Raw genomic sequence first — 17,547 nt, 5'->3', positions numbered from 1 at the left:
TCTCTCATTTAATCATCGGGAAATTGCCAAGATGAAATAGTTTCAACATCTTGGCTATGACATTGACTACAAGTAGCATCAAATGTAGAATCCATCCATTCATAACTGCAGTTACGACAATGACAAAAAATATTATTGCGGTTAGCATCTTTGATTCCCTGATGCCATTGTTGTAGTTCTTGAAAATTAGAGAAGGGAAAATTCTCAGACATGAAAATTAAGCCTTATAAAAAAATGTGGCTGATTGAACTGTTGCTTATGAATTATACTTGAGTTCGTTAAAATCTGCGATCGCGCTCATCCGTTCCCATAATCAACACCTGAATCAACCCATAGTCAGATTGTACTTTTCTCTGCACAAATTAGCATGAAGAACTAGGGCTGATTTTTTGTGTTTCTCTATGCTCTACAATAGTAGGAAGTTCGATAAAATGCAGATTTTTCAATTTTTTCATCAATTCAGCAAAGGACTATTTACTAAATTAATCGGACAAACAATAGCTTTAGGTGTCGGGGCTAGTGTTTTATTCTTCAGTCCTAATGCTGATGCGGCTGAACAAGTTATTTTAAAGTATGGTAATTTTCAAGGTGCTATTTCTGTCAGCGAATTAAATCAATTTGTCGAAACTGGTAAAACTACGCCTACACTAAGGGCTTATTTACAAGCCTCTCAACAAAATCCTGCATTAGCCCGTCAAGCGTTAACAGCCGGGATAAAAGCCGACCGCGCTTTTTTAAATAACTTACTTTCTAGCTGGGCTGGGCCCGTTTTAGTTAATCAAATTGGTGAGGTAGTTCATCCTCCAGAACAGGAATTAAATGCACAAGCACTGCAAACTGCTTTAGGCACATCTATTAACCAAAATGGGGAAGTAACTTTGCTGGGGGCTATTCGTCATTATCCCACCTCTACTGTGGAAATAGAAGGCGATCGCTTAATTCCAGTTTACGAACGCTTGAGTAGTTTGGCGAAAATCTTTAGCTAAGGCAGATTTTAGACAATTTTCAATGGCTGATTCTAGGCTTGTAATGTCACTCCTAGCAAAACTGGGGGTGATGTTGCATAATTTGTATCTGTCAAACCTAAATTCTAGTGCGAAACTACACAGCAATAATTGAGGATGAAAATTTAAACGCAAAGGTGCGCAAAGGTAAGCGCGGAGGTACGCAGAGAATGAGTTATGAATTAGTTGTTAGGTAAGGGACTTCCAGAGAATAAATTACTCAATTTATTTAAGCAGATTTTTCTTTACTCCCCCTGCTCCCTGCCCCCTGCCCCTCTGCCTGCATAGCGATTGGTTATTTTTTTAATTGGAAGTCCCTAATTGCATCATAGAGTTTTCTTTACTATCAATATTTATCTTTTGTATTTAACTAGCGGAATGCTTGTTTCATAACTTGTTTACCAAATTATTTAGACTGTATAAGTGGATTTAGTCATTTTCAAGATGCGATCGCATTTCCGTGAATGAGGTATGATTGCCATTGGTTATCATACCTGCTGAATATTGACCTGATCTCCTAATCAGCGCTAAATTGAACAATTGAGCATCTTGTGTTTAAAGTTACTTGCAAACTTGGAGTAAATGCGGTATCTGTATTATCTCTAACAATATGTAGCAAAAGGTTGACCTTTATCAGTATATTAGGCTATTGAGGAGTTGAGCTAAATCTCAGAAGCTCTAACTGCTCTTGGTTTACAAGAGTGTTCTAAAATCAGCCTAGCTAGACTTGGTGTATTAAGTCTACTTAACTGCTGGGATGACCTGTCATTTAGGTGGCGATTTAATAGACCAAGCCGTAATTAACGCTACATTAAAGTCAGGAGCTTAATACGTATAAACTACCAACTAAATCAAGGATAAACAGTTGAAACAGCAGCAAATCATCATGGGAAGCATCTCCGCCACAGTATCTGCGATCGCCGTCGGATATTTGGGCGTACAATACTTAAATCAGAATGCAATGTACACGGTTGCTGGTGCAATGATGGGACTGGGTGCGACAACACAAATTACCCAAACTAAGTTAAAATCCCCAGGTAAAAAGTCAAAGCGATCGCCATCACCACAACCTGCTTCACCTGTTGTTGCTGTAGTTGAACAAGCACCACAGCCGATAGAACCAATTTATCAACCAATTGAACAACAGATTGAACAGAAAATTGAGCAAAAGATTGAGCAACCTATTGAAGTTGCCGAATCAGATTCAAGTAAAGAATTAAAATTAGAAACAGATCCCGTAATTGAACGATTTCTTACATTGGGTTTGGAAGATTTTTAAATACCGTAGGGGTGGGGTTTCCCCCATTGCTGTCAACTTAACGCAAAACCCTGATCCTAACTGGCTCCCATGCTCTGCGTGGGAGCGATTATCTGTGGGCTGCCGCCTCAATTTATCAGCTTTCGAGGCAGAGCCTCGCAATATGCATTTCCAGCCAGAGGCTGGAAACGAGATAGAGAAAGGTTTTTAGCTTAAGTTGATACAGGTGGGTTTTCCTAACCTCTAGGTTTTGGTTATTGGTCATTTGTCAGAAATTATAATAGGGTAGCAAAGTAGTTTAAGGTTGCTGGATGGGTAGAGATTAATTGTTGAATTTTTGATTCTGATTCAGATAAATTATGGCTGGGAGTTTGAGGAGTTTCTAAATTCTCTTCCCAACTCAAATTTTCAATACCTAATAATTTGGCTAACGCATTAGTTGTAGCTGGTGAATTAAATAGAAATTCTCTAATTCTTAACTCACTTTTGCTGAGTGTGGGTGCAGCCTCAACTAGCTGAACCTGCTTTTGCATCTCAGGTTGCGGCTTTGACCATGCAGGAATCCAGTTATTAAAGCCAGCTAAATTCTTCGGGAAATTACTTGAGGCTTCTTTGATTAATCCTTGGAGAATTTGCGCATGGGGTCGCAGTTTAAGAATTAGGCTTGGTAACCAAGGTAATAAAATTTTATCGGGAACGGTGGCGAATAATTTACTCAGAAGTTCGACGACAAATTTACTAATTCTCGGTGCAAAGGTTAAAGATAAAATAAACCCATTTAGGTATTCGGGGAAAGATTTAATTAACATTTCATTGTTAATCACATCATTGAAGAATTCCCGAATTTCTTCTAATTTTCTTAATGTTAGTAACCATTCAGTTGTCCATAATAAACCGATTTTGGCTGGGTCATCTAAACCTTGGCTGGATTGTTTAACACCGATTAATAATTGACTGCGGTTACAACCAAGAGATAACGCTAAACTTTCCAGGGTGAAAATAAAATTCAACATCCCGGCGATTTGTTCAGGGGTAGTTCCTCTATCAGCAAAGGCTTGGGGTAGTAAGGTGGCGTAATGTCCGTAGCCTGTAGTAACAAAACTTTCTATCCATTGCGGTAAGGCTGTGGGTGTGGCGCGGTAATAATGTACTAACCTGCGGACTCGCTCAAATACTTGGGGTGCGTCGCTGACACCTGTTTCTTGTTTGAGGAGAGAAATCGCATGTTCTCCGAGTTCTTGCGTTAAGCGGAGGCTACGCGCGTATAAAATACTATCTTCCGTGGCTTTGAGAACATCGCTGGTTTTGGCTTGGGGAGAGAAAGCTGTTTGTTTGAGGCGCTGTTCTAAAACTTGCTCGATGCTGACACCTTCATAACCGAGCATAATTAGATGGCGTTGGTATTTACCGATGCGAATTTCCCAAGATTCTTGAATAGGCTTGGAACCAAGACTGCGATCGCCTATAATTGGCTTGACAATCGTATCACTCAACAAATAATGCAATCGCCACAGCACATCAGAACAGGGTAAAAGTTCCGGTTGCTGCTTGAAATCCATTAAGGCGCGTTGGTTGGTTTGTGCAAGTAGGTTGACTCCCAGAGGTTGAAGTCTGTCATATACATCTTGCGCTAGGGGAGGTAAAGAAGCGTAACCAACCGTACCAATGCGATCGCCTCCGAGTAAAATTTGGCAAAGTTGGTAAATATTACGTTTTTTGGGAGTGCGGTCTTTTTCTAAGCAGGTAATAGCTGCATCTTGGAAATCGTAAGGCGTGGGGTGCATTCGGTTCCGCATCCCAGCTAGCAGCATTGAGGTTTGATAAATGGCGATAGAGTCTGCTGTACTCGCTAAATAGGCATTTTTCCGCGCCAATCCGACAATATCAGCGCACCATTGCAATAATTGTTCTGTGTCAGCTACGGCTAGTTCTGGGGGACGAGTTAAAAAGGCGGTGAGGTTGGAATTTGTCGCTGTAACAGGACTTGGTTTGGTTTTAGTGGCTTTCTCTTCTTTATTGAGTGAAAATCCCTTTAATCCCGTAACCTTGAGATTCTTTTTCCAAGTTGCTTCCGCTAGCGATACCGTACCTGCTGGGTGATGAAATTGGTATTCGATAGCCGCAAAACTGGAAGGAATTAAACCGTATAACCATTTGGTTTGAGTGCGTTCCGGAATTTCCCAGATATTATTATTAGTAACGCTGTATTCTTCTACATCGCTAGCTGAGTGTGCTGCACCACATATATAGATAGCTTCCGATGGTGCAATATTATGCGTCGCCATGTGTTTTTTCATGGAAGTCCACATATAGCGTTCGCGCTGACGGTCGATTTCGATATCTTTGTTGCGGGTTCCTAAGCGGCGCATTAAGCTACCGATGAGGAACATGACTTGGCGGTAGGTTTCGTAGTCTGCGCCAATAATTGCGGTTTCTACATATTCATCCCACCATTCCGAAAAGTGGCGGGTATTGGAGTTGCGGAGTAAAAAGCTTAAAAATTGGTCGAAAGTAGGGACGAGACTACCTACTTCTACACCAACCGCCGAACCATGCATTTTTGCTTCATCGCTGGCGGGTTCCTCTGATTCTTCAGCCAGTTTAGTATCAGGGGGTTCCCATTGGAAGACAAAATCCACCGCTCTATCAACAAATACTAGCTGAGTTTGGGGATTTTGTAGCGCAAATGCGATCGCTTGATATTCTGCGGAAGCTTCGGTGATGGGTGCAACCACACTCAACGGCATGATTTTGGGCGAAAAATGCTCAGATTCGGCAGCGAAGGCTTGTAAAGCGACGGGTAATTTACAATGGCGGAGATTTTCCACGGTGTTTTGTAAGTCTTCGCACAGTTCCAAGTAGATGACTTTCGGCGGTTTTTCCCTTAAACGTCGCACCATCTGTAAAGCAGAGGATGGGGAGTGGTGACAGACGGGGAAGATTTCGAGGGGTTCGCTGCTGGCTTTTTCTACGTCTTGTATTAAAGCGGTTAGCATTTCGCTTAATGGTTGTGCATCGGTAGCGAATTTTTCCGCAGCGTTGAGGAGTTGTTCTTGGAGTGCGTTGAATGCAGTTGGGAGAGTAACCATAGTTTATTAATTAGTCATTAGAGATGCGATGAACCCTTGTCTGTACAATTGTCATTTGTCATTTGTGGGTAGGCGTGTTCTGGATTCTCCATAATATAAATACAACCCATGTCAGAATCGGAGGCTTTATGTCACTGACAGTTGAAGATTTAGAGAAAATGCAGCAACAGTACCCCGACTACCGCATGGAATTAGTTAAAGGTAATGTTATTGTCATGAGTCCATCAGGATACGAATCAGATGAAGTTGCTGCTACGATGGTGTCTCAGTTATACAACTGGGTAAAACCGCGTAAGTTAGGACGAATAACAGCTTCTAGCGCTGGTTTTAGATTGCCAAACTCAGATTTGCGCGCACCAGATGCTTCGTTTGTCTTAGCTGAACGTTTGCGTCGCAGTCCCAAAACTTTTGCTCAATTGGCTCCTGATTTAATTGTTGAAGTCAAGTCCCCCAGCGATAATTTAGAGGATATTAGAGCGAAGATTCAAGAATTTCTGAGTTTGGGAACTACAGTCGGAATTTTGTTGAATCCTGATGAACAAGTGGTGGAAGTTTACAATGTGGGAAAAGAAGTAATAGTACTGCACAATGGTGATGTACTCACGGTTCCGGAATTGCTTCCAGGTTGGGAAGTAGCAGTTTCCGATTTATGGCCTGTAGAATTTGATTGAGGTACTCGTATCACTTTTACGTTCCTCTCTGCGCCTCTGCGTCTCTGCGTGAGATAAAAGAGAAAACGAACCACGAAGGCGCGAAGGACACGAAGGAAAGAGAGTTATAGAGAGTTCTTGCGTAATGCTTAAAATAACCCCATCGCTTGTTTTCCACCTTCGAGAAAGGCTTCCCATTCACCTTTTTGTTCTTGACTGCGCTTCTCCACAACGGCGTGCCAAAATTGATTCATCACGGAAATATCTTCTGGTTGACGACGTACTAAAGTACCGACTAATGATTTGGCTAATGTACCCGCTTCTAAATTAGTCGCACCAAAATACCTGCTGTGTAAAATCGCATCTTCTAACACACCGATTTGTTCGGCTGTGGAAAGCGCCGATTCTAAACGCTGGTCATCAGAACTAGCGGCGGCGCTGGTTTCGCGCAAATCGGCAAAGGTCTGCAATAATACATCTAATAATGTTGGCGGAACATCGACTTCAAAACCGTGACGGTTCATTAATTCCTTGGTGCGGAAAAGGATAATTTCTTTTTCTTGTTTCTTATTCGTCACCACCGGCATATGTACGAAATTAAACCGCCGTTTTAAGGCTGAAGAAAGTTCATTCACACCCCTGTCGCGGCTGTTGGCTGTAGCGATGACATTAAATCCGGGTTGCGCAAAAGCTACGTTATCTGTTTTTAATTCGGGAATTGAAATATACTTTTCGCTCAGTATGGATATCAGTGCATCTTGGACATCAGAAGTACAGCGCGTCAATTCCTCAAACCGACCCATTGCGCCGCTATGCATGGCTGTCATAATGGGTGAGGGTATCAAAGAATCGCGGGATTGACCAGATGCAATTACCATCGCCACGTTCCAAGAATATTTAATTTGGTCTTCTGTCGTTCCCGCAGTTCCTTGGACTACATAAGTAGAATTACCAGAAATCGCCGCCGCTAGTAACTCAGCTAACCAGCTTTTACCTGTACCGGGGTCGCCAATTAACAGTAAACCACGGTCAGAGGCTAAAGTGACAATAGCACGTTCGGCGATCGCACTATCGCCATACCATTTCTGCTCAATTTGCCTATCTAACTTTTGCGATGGCGTACTTCCCAATACAAAAGTCCGCACCATTTGCGGCGACAGTCGCCAAGAAAACGGCTTTGTACCTTTATCAATTGAGGCTAAATATTCCAATTCTTCTGCATATTTCATTTCCGCCGGTTGGCGCAGCATCACAGTATTATCTTTCGTTTCGCTACTTGTATTATTACTCTTAGCCCTTGCCATTTTTATCTCCTAATAATTAATGTAAAATCTCTCTTAAACTCTCTTCCCTTCGCGTTCTTCGCGTCTTCTCTGCGAGACGCTTCGCGAACGCGGTTCGTTGTTATAAATCTTTTTTAACGAACCGCGAAGGCGCAAAGGTCACAAAGAAGAAGAATGAGAAGGAATTGTGTGCTACCAAATAAATATCTTTAAGTTACAATCACCTTTTTTAACTCCTGAATTAACTTTTTCGGACTCCCTGTTAAAATCGGCATACCTAACTCCTTCAACTTATCCCTGAACCATTGATTCACGCTGAAATATCCCGAACTCGTCACCGCACCCACGGGAATAAAATGCAATCCCGACTCCTTCAACGATTTAATATAGTCGAATAAAACTTGGTCGCTACCACCTTCATAAAAATCAGAAATTAACACCATCGCCGTATTATTTGGTTCTAAAATCTTTTGTGCAGCTTCTACTAACGCCGCATAAATATGTGTTCCCCCACCTAATTGAGTCCGTAATAAAACCTCAAAGGGGTCATGTACCCAAGCTGTTAAATCAATTACTTGCGTATCAAACGCCAATAAATGTACATCCACATTCGGAAGTCCGGCGAAAATTGACGCGAGAATTGTACATTGCACCATCGCATCCACCATTGAACCTGATTGGTCAACAACTACAATCATGCGAGTTGGTGTTTTTTTCTTGGCTGTATGGTGGTAATACAATCTATCAACAAATAATCTCTGTTCTTCGGGATTCCAATTAGTTAAATTCTTCCAAATTGTCCGCTTTAAATCTAAGTTGCGAAATATCCGTTTTGGTGGAACTGAATAATCAATTTTTCCAGCGACAGCTTGCGCGACTTGTAACCGCAAAACTTGCGCGAGTTCGTCTACATATTCCTGAATTAACCGTTTAGCATTTTTCAGCGCATTTCCTGATAAATTGGCTTTTTCCCGTAATAACTGTTCCACCAAAGCCATTGATGGCGTAAGTTGACTGGCTAATCTGTCATCTTTGAGGACTTCGTGTAAAGCCATGCGGTGAATTAATTCGCCTTCTAAGGCTTTGAGAGTGGCGCGTAGTTGTTCTTCGGTAACGGTGAAACCGCCACCAGTACCCAAACCCGCACCCATACCACCACTTTGACTGCTACCTTGTCCTTGATTTTGCTGTCCGGGATTTTTCCCCATTCCTGGCCCTTGTCCGCGTAAACTTCCTGGGGGACATCCTAAGGCTTTTTCTAAAAAGCCGACATCTTTCAGCCATTGGGCGTATTGTTGTGCGGTGACAACTCCGGTTTGGGTGTTGGGGCCGAAAGCATTTAGGAGTAATTTGGAGAAAACTAAGCCTCGACGTAGGGTAGCGGTTTCAGCTTCCGGCGTTGCGTCGTCTTGGGGAATTATGGGATTATTAAAATCTGCTTCTAATTCTGGATAACGATGCAGTAAGTTTTCAATACTAATATTAGGGTCGAGGATTAATTGGGGTAAATTTAACTCGCTGACAACTTCCGTCGCCATGTGTTCAAAATTTGCACCCTGTTCGCTAAAGCCAAACATACTCGTTAGCAAGCGCCAGTATACAACTTGACGGCGTTGAGCAATTTGTTCTGTATCCATGATTTTCCTCAACCCTTACGCAGTAGTCTGCTAGAACGTTCTTGTAAAATTCCCACAACGCTATTTTTGATGGAATCTTTTTTCGCAATGACTGACGCTGCGGTTTGTCCGGTAGATGTGATTTTGTTTTTCACTGCTACTGCTAAAGGTTGCACTGACCATTTACCCGCATCAAAGCGTAATAAGCCGAAGATTTGCTGAGATTTGGCGATTATGTCTAAATTTAATTCTGATAAACTGCTGATACGTTCATTAGCAATGCTGAGTTCTCCCGCATCACCCCAACTTAAAACAATATTCTCGTCATTTTTCACAACTTGATAATTACTGAGATATATCGGTTCCGCGATTTGGATGGGATGGCGATCGCTCGCGGCAACTGTAGAATAAATCAAGCTATTCCCTGTATTCTCAGCAAAAAATTCCGCCGCCCGTTTCATCAAGTTATAATTTTCACCAAGTTCGCCTTGACCTTGCCACAATAAATCTCCAGTAGGTAGCAAGGGTACATCTGTGATTTTCAAGACGCGATTTTGGGCGAAAGCATCGAATAACAAAGCTGCATTGGTAAATAACAGCCAAATTTGCTCGTTATTTATTGCATCTACTTTGTAAGCTGATTGGGTAATTCGCACCAGTTGAGTTTGATTGTTTGCATTTAGTAACCCGTAGGCTGTAAAACTAACTAAATTGGCATGTTGGCGTAAATCTAAACCTAAAATTTCTAAATTTCCCGATATTGGCTGTGATTTGGGTAAAATAGCTGGGCGTACAGTGCCTAACATCGCCTGAGTCCACAAATCAACCCAACGATATTTAGGAATTGCTGCACTATCAGCGACGGGAAGATTGCGCATCAATTCATTAAAATAGCCAGTCAGTAAAGCAGCTTGTCTAACTAATAAAGGTTCCGCTTGGATTTGTTCCAGTGTCCCTAAAAACGGAACCAAAGTGGCGATATCTAAACGTGCATAACCGACTAAAGCAATTTCCATTAACCAGTGACGTACACTAGCTAACAAGACTTTGACATTATTCGGCGGTTCTTCAGCTTCATGTTTCTGTTCTACTTCAGCTATAGCTGCGCGTCCTAACAAACTCCTAACTTGAGATTGTAATGTATCAAATAACGCTCCTTGAATTGCCGCGCGGACAGTCGCCAACACCGCAAAATGCTTATCGACAAACTCATTTGTGCTAATCGCCTGAGTAGATTCCGCTAAAGATAATTGTAAAGGCGTGCCAGTAAATACACGCTCTACAGCTTGTAAAGTTTGTAAATGTTGCTCATCTAAATTCGCAAAACCAGTAATAAAACACTCATCTAAACTCGCAATCAACTCGAATATTTCTTGATTGCTGTCGCTGATTTGATGCAATGCGCCGGGGAAAGCCATGTTTACAATTCAAAATTCAAAATTCAAAATTCAAAATTAAATCTCTGTAACTGTTGCGTGCGACAAATGACAAATGACAAATGACAAATGACAATCACACAAACCAACTCATTTCGGGGAGGGGAGAGTTAGCGGTTTGTAATTCGAGGTAGCGGAGGTAATTTAAGAAACGGCTGAAAACTTCGCTGGCTGGTTCTTTTTTGACTGTACCGCGACGGTTGATGATGTCGTTCAGGGAAGTAATTTGACTGGGGTCGCCGGGAACTTTAAGATAATTAATTACTTGGTCAATACCGTAAGCTGCGATCGCTTCTTTCATCACAGCTTGCAAATGTTTGCAGGGATAGCCGCTTAAACCCCCACAAGGGCGATTATTATTGGTACTACAATAATAATCTAGGGTTCCGGCTTCAAAAAAAGATACATACACTCTTTCAATATCAGAACCACTAGAAACTACTCCCTGTACGCGATGATTGAATAACTCCACAAACGGAACTTGCTTCACATCCCGCTTGGTTGCAGCATTTTTCTGGTTGGAAGCTATAAACGATGAATTAGGCATAATATCAATCATCCCCAGTTGGCGAAATGGTGAAATCGTCAAATCATCGAGAAATTTAGCAAACTCAAAAATTCAACATGGTTTTAACCCACTTACCATGCTCATCTATAAATTTTACATATAACAACCATAAAAATACTTAAATTAACCGCTCTTTGCAAAAGTTATTAAAGTAGAGGTTAGGGACTAGGGACAGAAACAGGTAACATTACAGCAGTTTTCACATATTTGAACCACATCTGTCGTAGTAGTAAGGGCACGGCACCAGTAAAATTATTGTATGTACCAAAAGATTGTCGATGTTCCCTACAGCGTGGTCTATTTACCTGAAAATAGATGTAATTCAAAGTATGATAAGTTTCATGCAAAAGTCCTGACAATCAGGCAATATCACTTAACATTAAGTCTTAATATAGGAATCCGGTTTGAATTTTGAATAAAATTAGGTACTTGTAGGGTGCGTTATGACTTCAGTCTAACGCACCAAACCCTTAAAAAACGGTGCGTTACGCTTCGCGGTAACACACCCTACGTGTTTTTCAGAAATCAAATATGATTCCTATAGTTGTGCCATTAAGTCTTATAGTTGTGCCATTAAGTCTTATATTTGTCTCATTAAGTCTTATAGTTGTGCCATTAAGTCTTATATTTGTCTCATTGAGTCTTAAAGTTGTCTCATTAAGCTAGGACTTACGCAAAGTTAACGGAAAAATGAACCGCAGAGGACGCAGAGTCCACAGAGGAATAAGAGTTTGAGAGGTTTCGTGCGTAAGTCCTATAAACCTTATAGTTGTCTCATCAGAAAAATGGGTAGAAACCCCGTCCTTCAAGGACGGCTTTACATAGAGGGTGGTAAAATAGAGATGGTCAATGACCCACCCGCGACGATGGAGACATAAACCCTAACACCAAAGTTGGCGAGACTTCGCAACGGGGAAGAAAAATCGGTAGACCGGGAAAAGAGGAAGGGGCAATGGACAGTCCAACCCTGGAATCAAAAATAGATCAGAAATTTCTGTTTGAGATTTCGATACATGAGAACCGCAGGGCTTGCGGGGATAGTCTGTGGAGCGAACATCAGACCAAAACTCCTTGTGGGTGGAGGCAGTTGCTATGAAACAGAAACCTAAATCGTGAGATTTAGGAATCACCGCGCCTTTAGGTCGGTGAGGATGTCAATAAGTCTTTCAGTCATCTCATTTAAGTAGATTGCATTTTTGCAATCTACCACAGAGATGATTTTAGAATTCGCATTTTCAGGCAGTCTAATAAAGGTAGACTCTATGCATAGAAGCATTTAAGAAGCATTCCGCCTGCTTCTCGTACAAATAAGATGACACGTTCCCCGGATTCTCATCGACGGTTATGGCTGCTGATCTTAACCCGTACCAGCATTGGTTTGGTACTGGTGTTAATTGCTGGAATTGTCGGGGGTATTTGGTGGGCGAATATTTTTATTCATGAAAGGCTAGCACCGTTAATTGAAAGCAATTTGTTAGAATTGCTAGGAAGACCTGTAAAGTTAGGTGCTGTTGAAGCTTTTTCGCCTAATAGTCTGCGTTTTGGTTCTACATCAGTTCCTGCAACAACTACAGATCCCGATAAATTAGTAGCACAAGCAGTAAATGTAGGCTTCAATCCTTGGGAGTTAGTTGTTAACCGGACTTTAAAGCTCAATGTTACCTTAGTTCGCCCAGATATCTATATTGAACAAGATAAACAAGGGCGTTGGGTATCTACAAGAATTAATGCAGCTACTCAAGAAAATGCTGGTTTCATTAAAACTGAATTAGAAACCCTGAGTCTGGAAAATGGCGTTTTAGTCTTATCGCCATCGCTACAACCAGGTAAACAGCGAGTTAGCGTTGGTTTCCATCAATTGAATGGCATTGCACGTTTTTTAGAACAAAATCAACGCATTAATTTTGATATTAGCACTCAAGCTCTATCTGGAGGTAGTGTACAAATTGCGGGAGAAACACTTCCCAAATCGGTACAAACAACTTTAAATATTCGTGCTGCTAATTTATTGGCGACTAACATATCGCAGTTAGTGCAGACACCTGTTAACTTACAAGCGGGAACTATCAATAGTGATGTAACTGTGAATATCCCGCGCAATCAGTCGCAAACTACGGTTTTGGGAACGGTTGATATCAATCAAGTAGTTGCACAGGTTAATAATCTTCCCACCAAAATCACGAACACTACAGGTAAATTACAGTTTGAGAATCAGCAGGTTGCACTGGCAAATTTTAGCGCTAACTTGGGTAACATTCCTGTACAAGTCAACGGGGGAATCAATGCGCAAACTGGTTATAATCTGACAGCTAATGTCAAAGCTGTCACTACCCAGAATCTTTTACAAACCTTAAACGCTAAATTACCCATCACATCAACTGGGGATTGGACAGCAAATATCAAGTTGCAAGGTGCAATCAGAAAACCTGTAATTACGGGTGCGGTGAGTACGATTAAACCTGCTGTAATTGACCGTGTCAGCTTTGAGAATATTACCACGCAATTTCAAGGAACACCCCAGGAAATTGTGATTTCGCAAATTCAAGCTACCCCAACCCAAGGGGGAAAAATTACTGGTAAGGGAAGAGTTAGCTTAGGAAAACAGGGAAGAGTCGCGGTAAATGTACAAGCTACTAATTTACCAGGAGATGCGATCGCGCAAACGTACAATGTTAATTTACCTAATATTCGCATTGGCACAGTCTCCGCCAATACCCAAGTGTCGGGAACTCTCGCTAATTTGCAAACCCTGGTGCAAATCCAAGCACCGATGGCTACTTATCCCGGTAAAGTCGAATTAGCGATTAACAAAGGAATCGTTCAAATTCGGAATACAGCTTTGCGTGTAGCCGGGGGTACAGTTGCAGCTACAGGACAACTAAAAGGCGATCGCTGGCAAGCTGTAGTTGATGCCTCCCAAGTTCCCCTCCAGAGTCTAGCTCAAGCTACCAGCAATCCCGACAACCCGAATGCAACTTTACCGCCACAATTTCAAGGTACGTTAAACGGTGAATTCAACTTAGCAGGAACAACAAAATCCTTCCAACTTCCTAACATTCAAGCTTCGGGACAAGCGAATTTAAATGTCGCTGGTGGTAGAGTTAATCTCAATAATATTCGCCTGAATAATGGTCTTTGGCAAGCTGTCGCCAATGCTTCGCGCATTCAACTCAATCAATTTGCCAAGAATATTCAAGGACAGATTGTTAATAGTAACTTAAAAATTTCCGGTAATACCAATTCTTTCGCTTTAGCTAACATTCAAGCTGCTGGCGAAGCGCGGTTAAGTTTAGCGAGGGGAAGCGTTAATGTTAGAAATATTCAGTTGAATAATGGTAACTGGGGAGCTACAGCCACTATTTCCCAGCTTCAATTGAATAATTTATCACAAAATTTGCGCGGCAGGTTAAATGGTGACGTTCAAGCTGTGGGAACGACAGCTTCCTTCCAACCACAAAACATTGCAGCTGGGGGTACTGTCAGGCTTTCCCAAGGTTTAGCCGCACTCACCCAACCTTTAACAGCTCAATTTCAATGGAATGGCAGCAACCTGCAAATACTCCAAGCCACCGCACCCGGTTTAAGGGCAAGTGGTAATATTGCTGTGGCATTGCAACCCACTACCCAAATTACCGGCTTAAATCTCAATGTCCAAGCACAAAATTATAATTTGCAAACTCTACCGTTTAAGCTTCCGGGAAATGTTGCTTTAGCGGGAAGGGTAGATTTTAACGGACAAGTTTCCGGTACGCCAACGCAGCCAATTGCTAATGGAAATATTCGCTTAGAAAATTTAGCAGTCAATGGGTTAGCATTCGATCCAGTCTTAACAGGAAATGTCAGGTATCAGCAGGGACAAGGAACGCAATTTCAAGTTGCTGGAACCCAAGACCAAATTGCTGTTTCTTTAGGCGCAAATAATCGTCCCACTGCATTTAATATTAGACGAGATTCCACAATTGCGACAGGACGCACGGTTGGCGATAATCTTGCAGTCAACGTCCAAGATTTTCCCATATCTTTAGCTAAAAGCTTCATTCCTGCCAATACCAATTTAGGCACAATTAACGGACAGTTATCCGGTAATTTAACAGTTAACCTCAATGATTATAGTTTACTGGGGAATGTCGCCGTAGCTCAACCAAGAATAGGCAGAATTCAAGCTGATGAATTTCGCGGAAATATCAGTTATGGTAAAGGCACATTCAGTTTAACGAATGGCGAACTAGTCCAAGGCGACACCCGTTATTTACTCAGTGGAAACTTACCCACCACAGGTAATAATCCCTTACAGTTTGAAGTTAGCTTTAACCAAGCCAGAATTGAAAATTTACTGCAAACTCTAAATATATACAATTTTACAGATATTCGTACTGGCTTAAAACCGCCAAACTTAGCTGGTGCAGAAGCCTTGCAAACTCAGCCAGTTAGTTTACCCAATACAGATTTATTAGGACAAATCAATTTTATCTCGAAAATTCAAACCCAAGTCAACCAAACTAGAACTCAACAACAAGCATCGCGGCGCATTCCCACTTTAGAAGAATTACAAGGAATCATTAGCGGTAGATTAGGCGTAACTGGTAGTTTGCGCTCTGGATTCAATATTGGGTTTAATTTTACAGGTAATGATTGGGTTTGGGGTAATTATAAAATTAATCAACTTATTGCTAGCGGTAATTATGAAAACGGGAATTTAACTCTACAACCTCTGCAAGTCAATTTTAATAATTCCCTCCTAGCTTTTACCGGACAATTAAGCCAGCAATCTCTTTCAGGACAGGCGCAAGTCCAAAATTTAGCCCTAGCAGATATTAAACCTTTCTTTCCCCAATTACCTGTAGATATTGCCGGAAATATCAATGCTAATGCAACCCTTAGTGGGAGTTTAAATAATCCCCAAGCCGTGGGAGAATTAGCGTTAGTAGATGGTAGCTTAAATAATCAATCTATTCAATCAGCCCAAGTTGCTTACAACTATAATAATGCGCGGCTAAATTTTGGCAGTAATGTTTTAGTTACGGGTACAGAACCCATTCAAATTAACGGGAGTATTCCGGCTCCATTACCTTTTGCTTCTACTGAGCCAGATAATAGTATTAGCATTCAAGCTAACGTACAAAATGAAGGCTTGGCATTATTAAACTTATTAAATAATCAAGTCAAATGGGTAGATGGACAAGGACAAGTCAACGTCCAAATTCAGGGAACCTTCAAGCAACCAAGCACTACAGGCATTGCCACAATTAATAATGCCACACTCAACGTCCAAAGCCTGACAGAACCCCTAACTAATGTTACAGGCACAGCGCAATTTGCAGGCGATCGCTTAATTGTCGATAATCTCCAAGCCCAATACAGTCGCGGACAATTAACAGCCACAGGAATTCTCCCCATTTTCGCCACACAAAACGCCCAACAACAAGCAGCCAGTAACCCCCTCACCGTGGCGATAAATAACTTGCAATTGAACTTTCAAAACCTATATCAAGGCGGAGTTAGTGGTAATGCAGTCATCACAGGCACAGCCTTGGCACCCAGACTAGGCGGTACAATTGAGCTAAACAATGGCGAAGTCTTACTCGGAAACACAACTGCTATAAATAATACCACCACACCAACAGCCAATTCTCCCGAAATCACCATAACATCCCCGCAAACAGCCACTAATACGAATCCTGCCACAACAGCCACACCCGTAAATACACAGAGAATTCTTGTAGAATTTGCTAACTTACAACTAATCCTAGCCGACGATATCCGCGTTACCCGTCAACCTCTATTCAGCTTCGTCGCCCAAGGAGACATTACACTCAACGGAACCTTAGCTAAACTCCGTCCCCAAGGAACAGTAAGTCTGCGAAGAGGTCAAATCAACTTATTCACCACCCAATTTACCTTAGCCCGTGGTTACGATCAAACCGCAACATTTACCCCCAGTCGAGGATTTGACCCCACCTTAGATGTGCGCCTAATCGCCATTGTTCCCGAAGCAACACGCACCTTAGGACGAACCTCACGCATATCTAGCGAAATTCAAGATATTTCCGCCATTGACTTTGGTACCTTAAATACTGTCCGCATTCAAGCGATCGCCAAAGGCCCAGCAAGTCAATTATCGAGAAACCTCGTATTAACTAGCGAACCTCGCCGTAGTCGCGGTGAAATCGTCGCTTTACTAGGCGGCTCGTTCCTTAATACTTTACAACAAGGCGATACAGGTTTAGGACTAATTAACATCGCCGGTTCCGCAATATTTTCCAACTTACAAGGAACTGTCAGCCAAATCGGTGAAACCATTGGCTTAAGTGAATTGCGCCTATTTCCCACGCTGGTAACTAATAGAAATACCAATGTTTCTGTTCTTGGTTTAGCCGCAGAAGGCGTATTTGATATCTCCCAAAATTTCTCTTTATCTTTATCGCGAGTATTTGCAAGTAACGAACCCTTACTTTACAACGTAATTTATCGTTTAAATGATGAAGTGCGTGTACGTGCGGCTACTAATTTAGGCGATGAAGGACGCGCTGTAGTTGAGTATGAAAGCAGATTTTAATTCGTCATTCTTGCTAAAATATTATTTATTTACACATATAGCAATCCTATCTGAGTTGTAAATATATTTTTTTAATGAACCGCCTTC

At 41.8% G+C, this 17,547-nt stretch carries 10 protein-coding genes; 4 read left to right on the top strand and 6 right to left on the bottom strand.

What is annotated here, in order from left to right; translation table 11 throughout:
• Positions 1-8: 8 nt before the first annotated feature.
• Positions 9-212, bottom strand: coding sequence for a hypothetical protein (locus H6G08_RS04730; protein WP_190539177.1), 204 nt, complete (start codon positions 210-212; stop codon positions 9-11).
• A gap of 219 nt (positions 213-431) precedes the next feature.
• Between H6G08_RS04730 and H6G08_RS04725 the strand changes: the two genes are divergently transcribed.
• A complete protein-coding gene (locus H6G08_RS04725; RefSeq protein ID WP_190539175.1) occupies positions 432-986 on the top strand; it encodes an alpha/beta hydrolase in 555 nt (184 codons plus the stop codon).
• Positions 987-1,869: 883 nt separating this feature from the next.
• Positions 1,870-2,283 carry a hypothetical protein gene (locus H6G08_RS04720; protein ID WP_190539174.1) on the top strand — a complete coding sequence of 138 codons (414 nt, stop codon included), beginning with the start codon at positions 1,870-1,872 and terminating at the stop codon, positions 2,281-2,283.
• A 254-nt stretch (positions 2,284-2,537) separates the two neighbouring features.
• Here the strand turns inward: H6G08_RS04720 and H6G08_RS04715 are convergent, their stop codons facing one another.
• A complete protein-coding gene (locus H6G08_RS04715; protein ID WP_190539172.1) occupies positions 2,538-5,351 on the bottom strand; it encodes a DUF5682 family protein in 2,814 nt (937 codons plus the stop codon).
• Positions 5,352-5,479: 128 nt separating this feature from the next.
• Between H6G08_RS04715 and H6G08_RS04710 the strand changes: the two genes are divergently transcribed.
• Positions 5,480-6,022: a Uma2 family endonuclease gene (locus tag H6G08_RS04710; RefSeq protein WP_190539170.1), complete on the top strand. Its 543-nt coding sequence runs from the start codon at positions 5,480-5,482 to the stop codon at positions 6,020-6,022.
• Positions 6,023-6,150: 128 nt separating this feature from the next.
• Here H6G08_RS04710 and H6G08_RS04705 read toward each other — a convergent pair whose 3' ends face one another.
• From H6G08_RS04705 to H6G08_RS04690, 4 genes are all read right to left on the bottom strand, one after another.
• On the bottom strand, positions 6,151-7,305 hold the full coding sequence (locus H6G08_RS04705; protein WP_199322368.1) for an ATP-binding protein: 1,155 nt from the start codon (positions 7,303-7,305) through the stop codon (positions 6,151-6,153).
• A 188-nt stretch (positions 7,306-7,493) separates the two neighbouring features.
• A complete protein-coding gene (locus H6G08_RS04700) occupies positions 7,494-8,921 on the bottom strand; it encodes a VWA domain-containing protein (protein ID WP_190539168.1) in 1,428 nt (475 codons plus the stop codon).
• An 8-nt stretch (positions 8,922-8,929) separates the two neighbouring features.
• On the bottom strand, positions 8,930-10,318 hold the full coding sequence (locus H6G08_RS04695) for a hypothetical protein (RefSeq protein WP_190539166.1): 1,389 nt from the start codon (positions 10,316-10,318) through the stop codon (positions 8,930-8,932).
• Positions 10,319-10,412: 94 nt separating this feature from the next.
• Positions 10,413-10,925: a hypothetical protein gene (locus H6G08_RS04690; RefSeq protein WP_199322367.1), complete on the bottom strand. Its 513-nt coding sequence runs from the start codon at positions 10,923-10,925 to the stop codon at positions 10,413-10,415.
• Between the two features lie 1,291 nt (positions 10,926-12,216).
• Here H6G08_RS04690 and H6G08_RS04685 point away from each other — a divergent pair.
• Positions 12,217-17,460: a translocation/assembly module TamB domain-containing protein gene (locus tag H6G08_RS04685; protein WP_190539164.1), complete on the top strand. Its 5,244-nt coding sequence runs from the start codon at positions 12,217-12,219 to the stop codon at positions 17,458-17,460.
• Positions 17,461-17,547: the final 87 nt, after the last annotated feature.

It is taken from the genome of Calothrix anomala FACHB-343, from assembly GCF_014696435.1.
Lineage (GTDB): Bacteria > Cyanobacteriota > Cyanobacteriia > Cyanobacteriales > Nostocaceae > Aulosira > Aulosira anomala_A.
Note: the sequence above shows the minus strand (reverse complement) of the source record. Positions and strands in the feature narration are given on the sequence as shown.

Coding starts and splice junctions, on each gene's coding strand:
- H6G08_RS04715 (WP_190539172.1), bottom strand. CDS start 5,351: ATGGTTACTCTCCCAACTGCATTCAACGCACTCCAAGAACAACTCCTC.
- H6G08_RS04705 (WP_199322368.1), bottom strand. CDS start 7,305: ATGGCAAGGGCTAAGAGTAATAATACAAGTAGCGAAACGAAAGATAAT.
- H6G08_RS04695 (WP_190539166.1), bottom strand. CDS start 10,318: ATGGCTTTCCCCGGCGCATTGCATCAAATCAGCGACAGCAATCAAGAA.
- H6G08_RS04710 (WP_190539170.1), top strand. CDS start 5,480: ATGTCACTGACAGTTGAAGATTTAGAGAAAATGCAGCAACAGTACCCC.
- H6G08_RS04725 (WP_190539175.1), top strand. CDS start 432: ATGCAGATTTTTCAATTTTTTCATCAATTCAGCAAAGGACTATTTACT.
- H6G08_RS04730 (WP_190539177.1), bottom strand. CDS start 212: ATGTCTGAGAATTTTCCCTTCTCTAATTTTCAAGAACTACAACAATGG.
- H6G08_RS04685 (WP_190539164.1), top strand. CDS start 12,217: ATGACACGTTCCCCGGATTCTCATCGACGGTTATGGCTGCTGATCTTA.
- H6G08_RS04700 (WP_190539168.1), bottom strand. CDS start 8,921: ATGGATACAGAACAAATTGCTCAACGCCGTCAAGTTGTATACTGGCGC.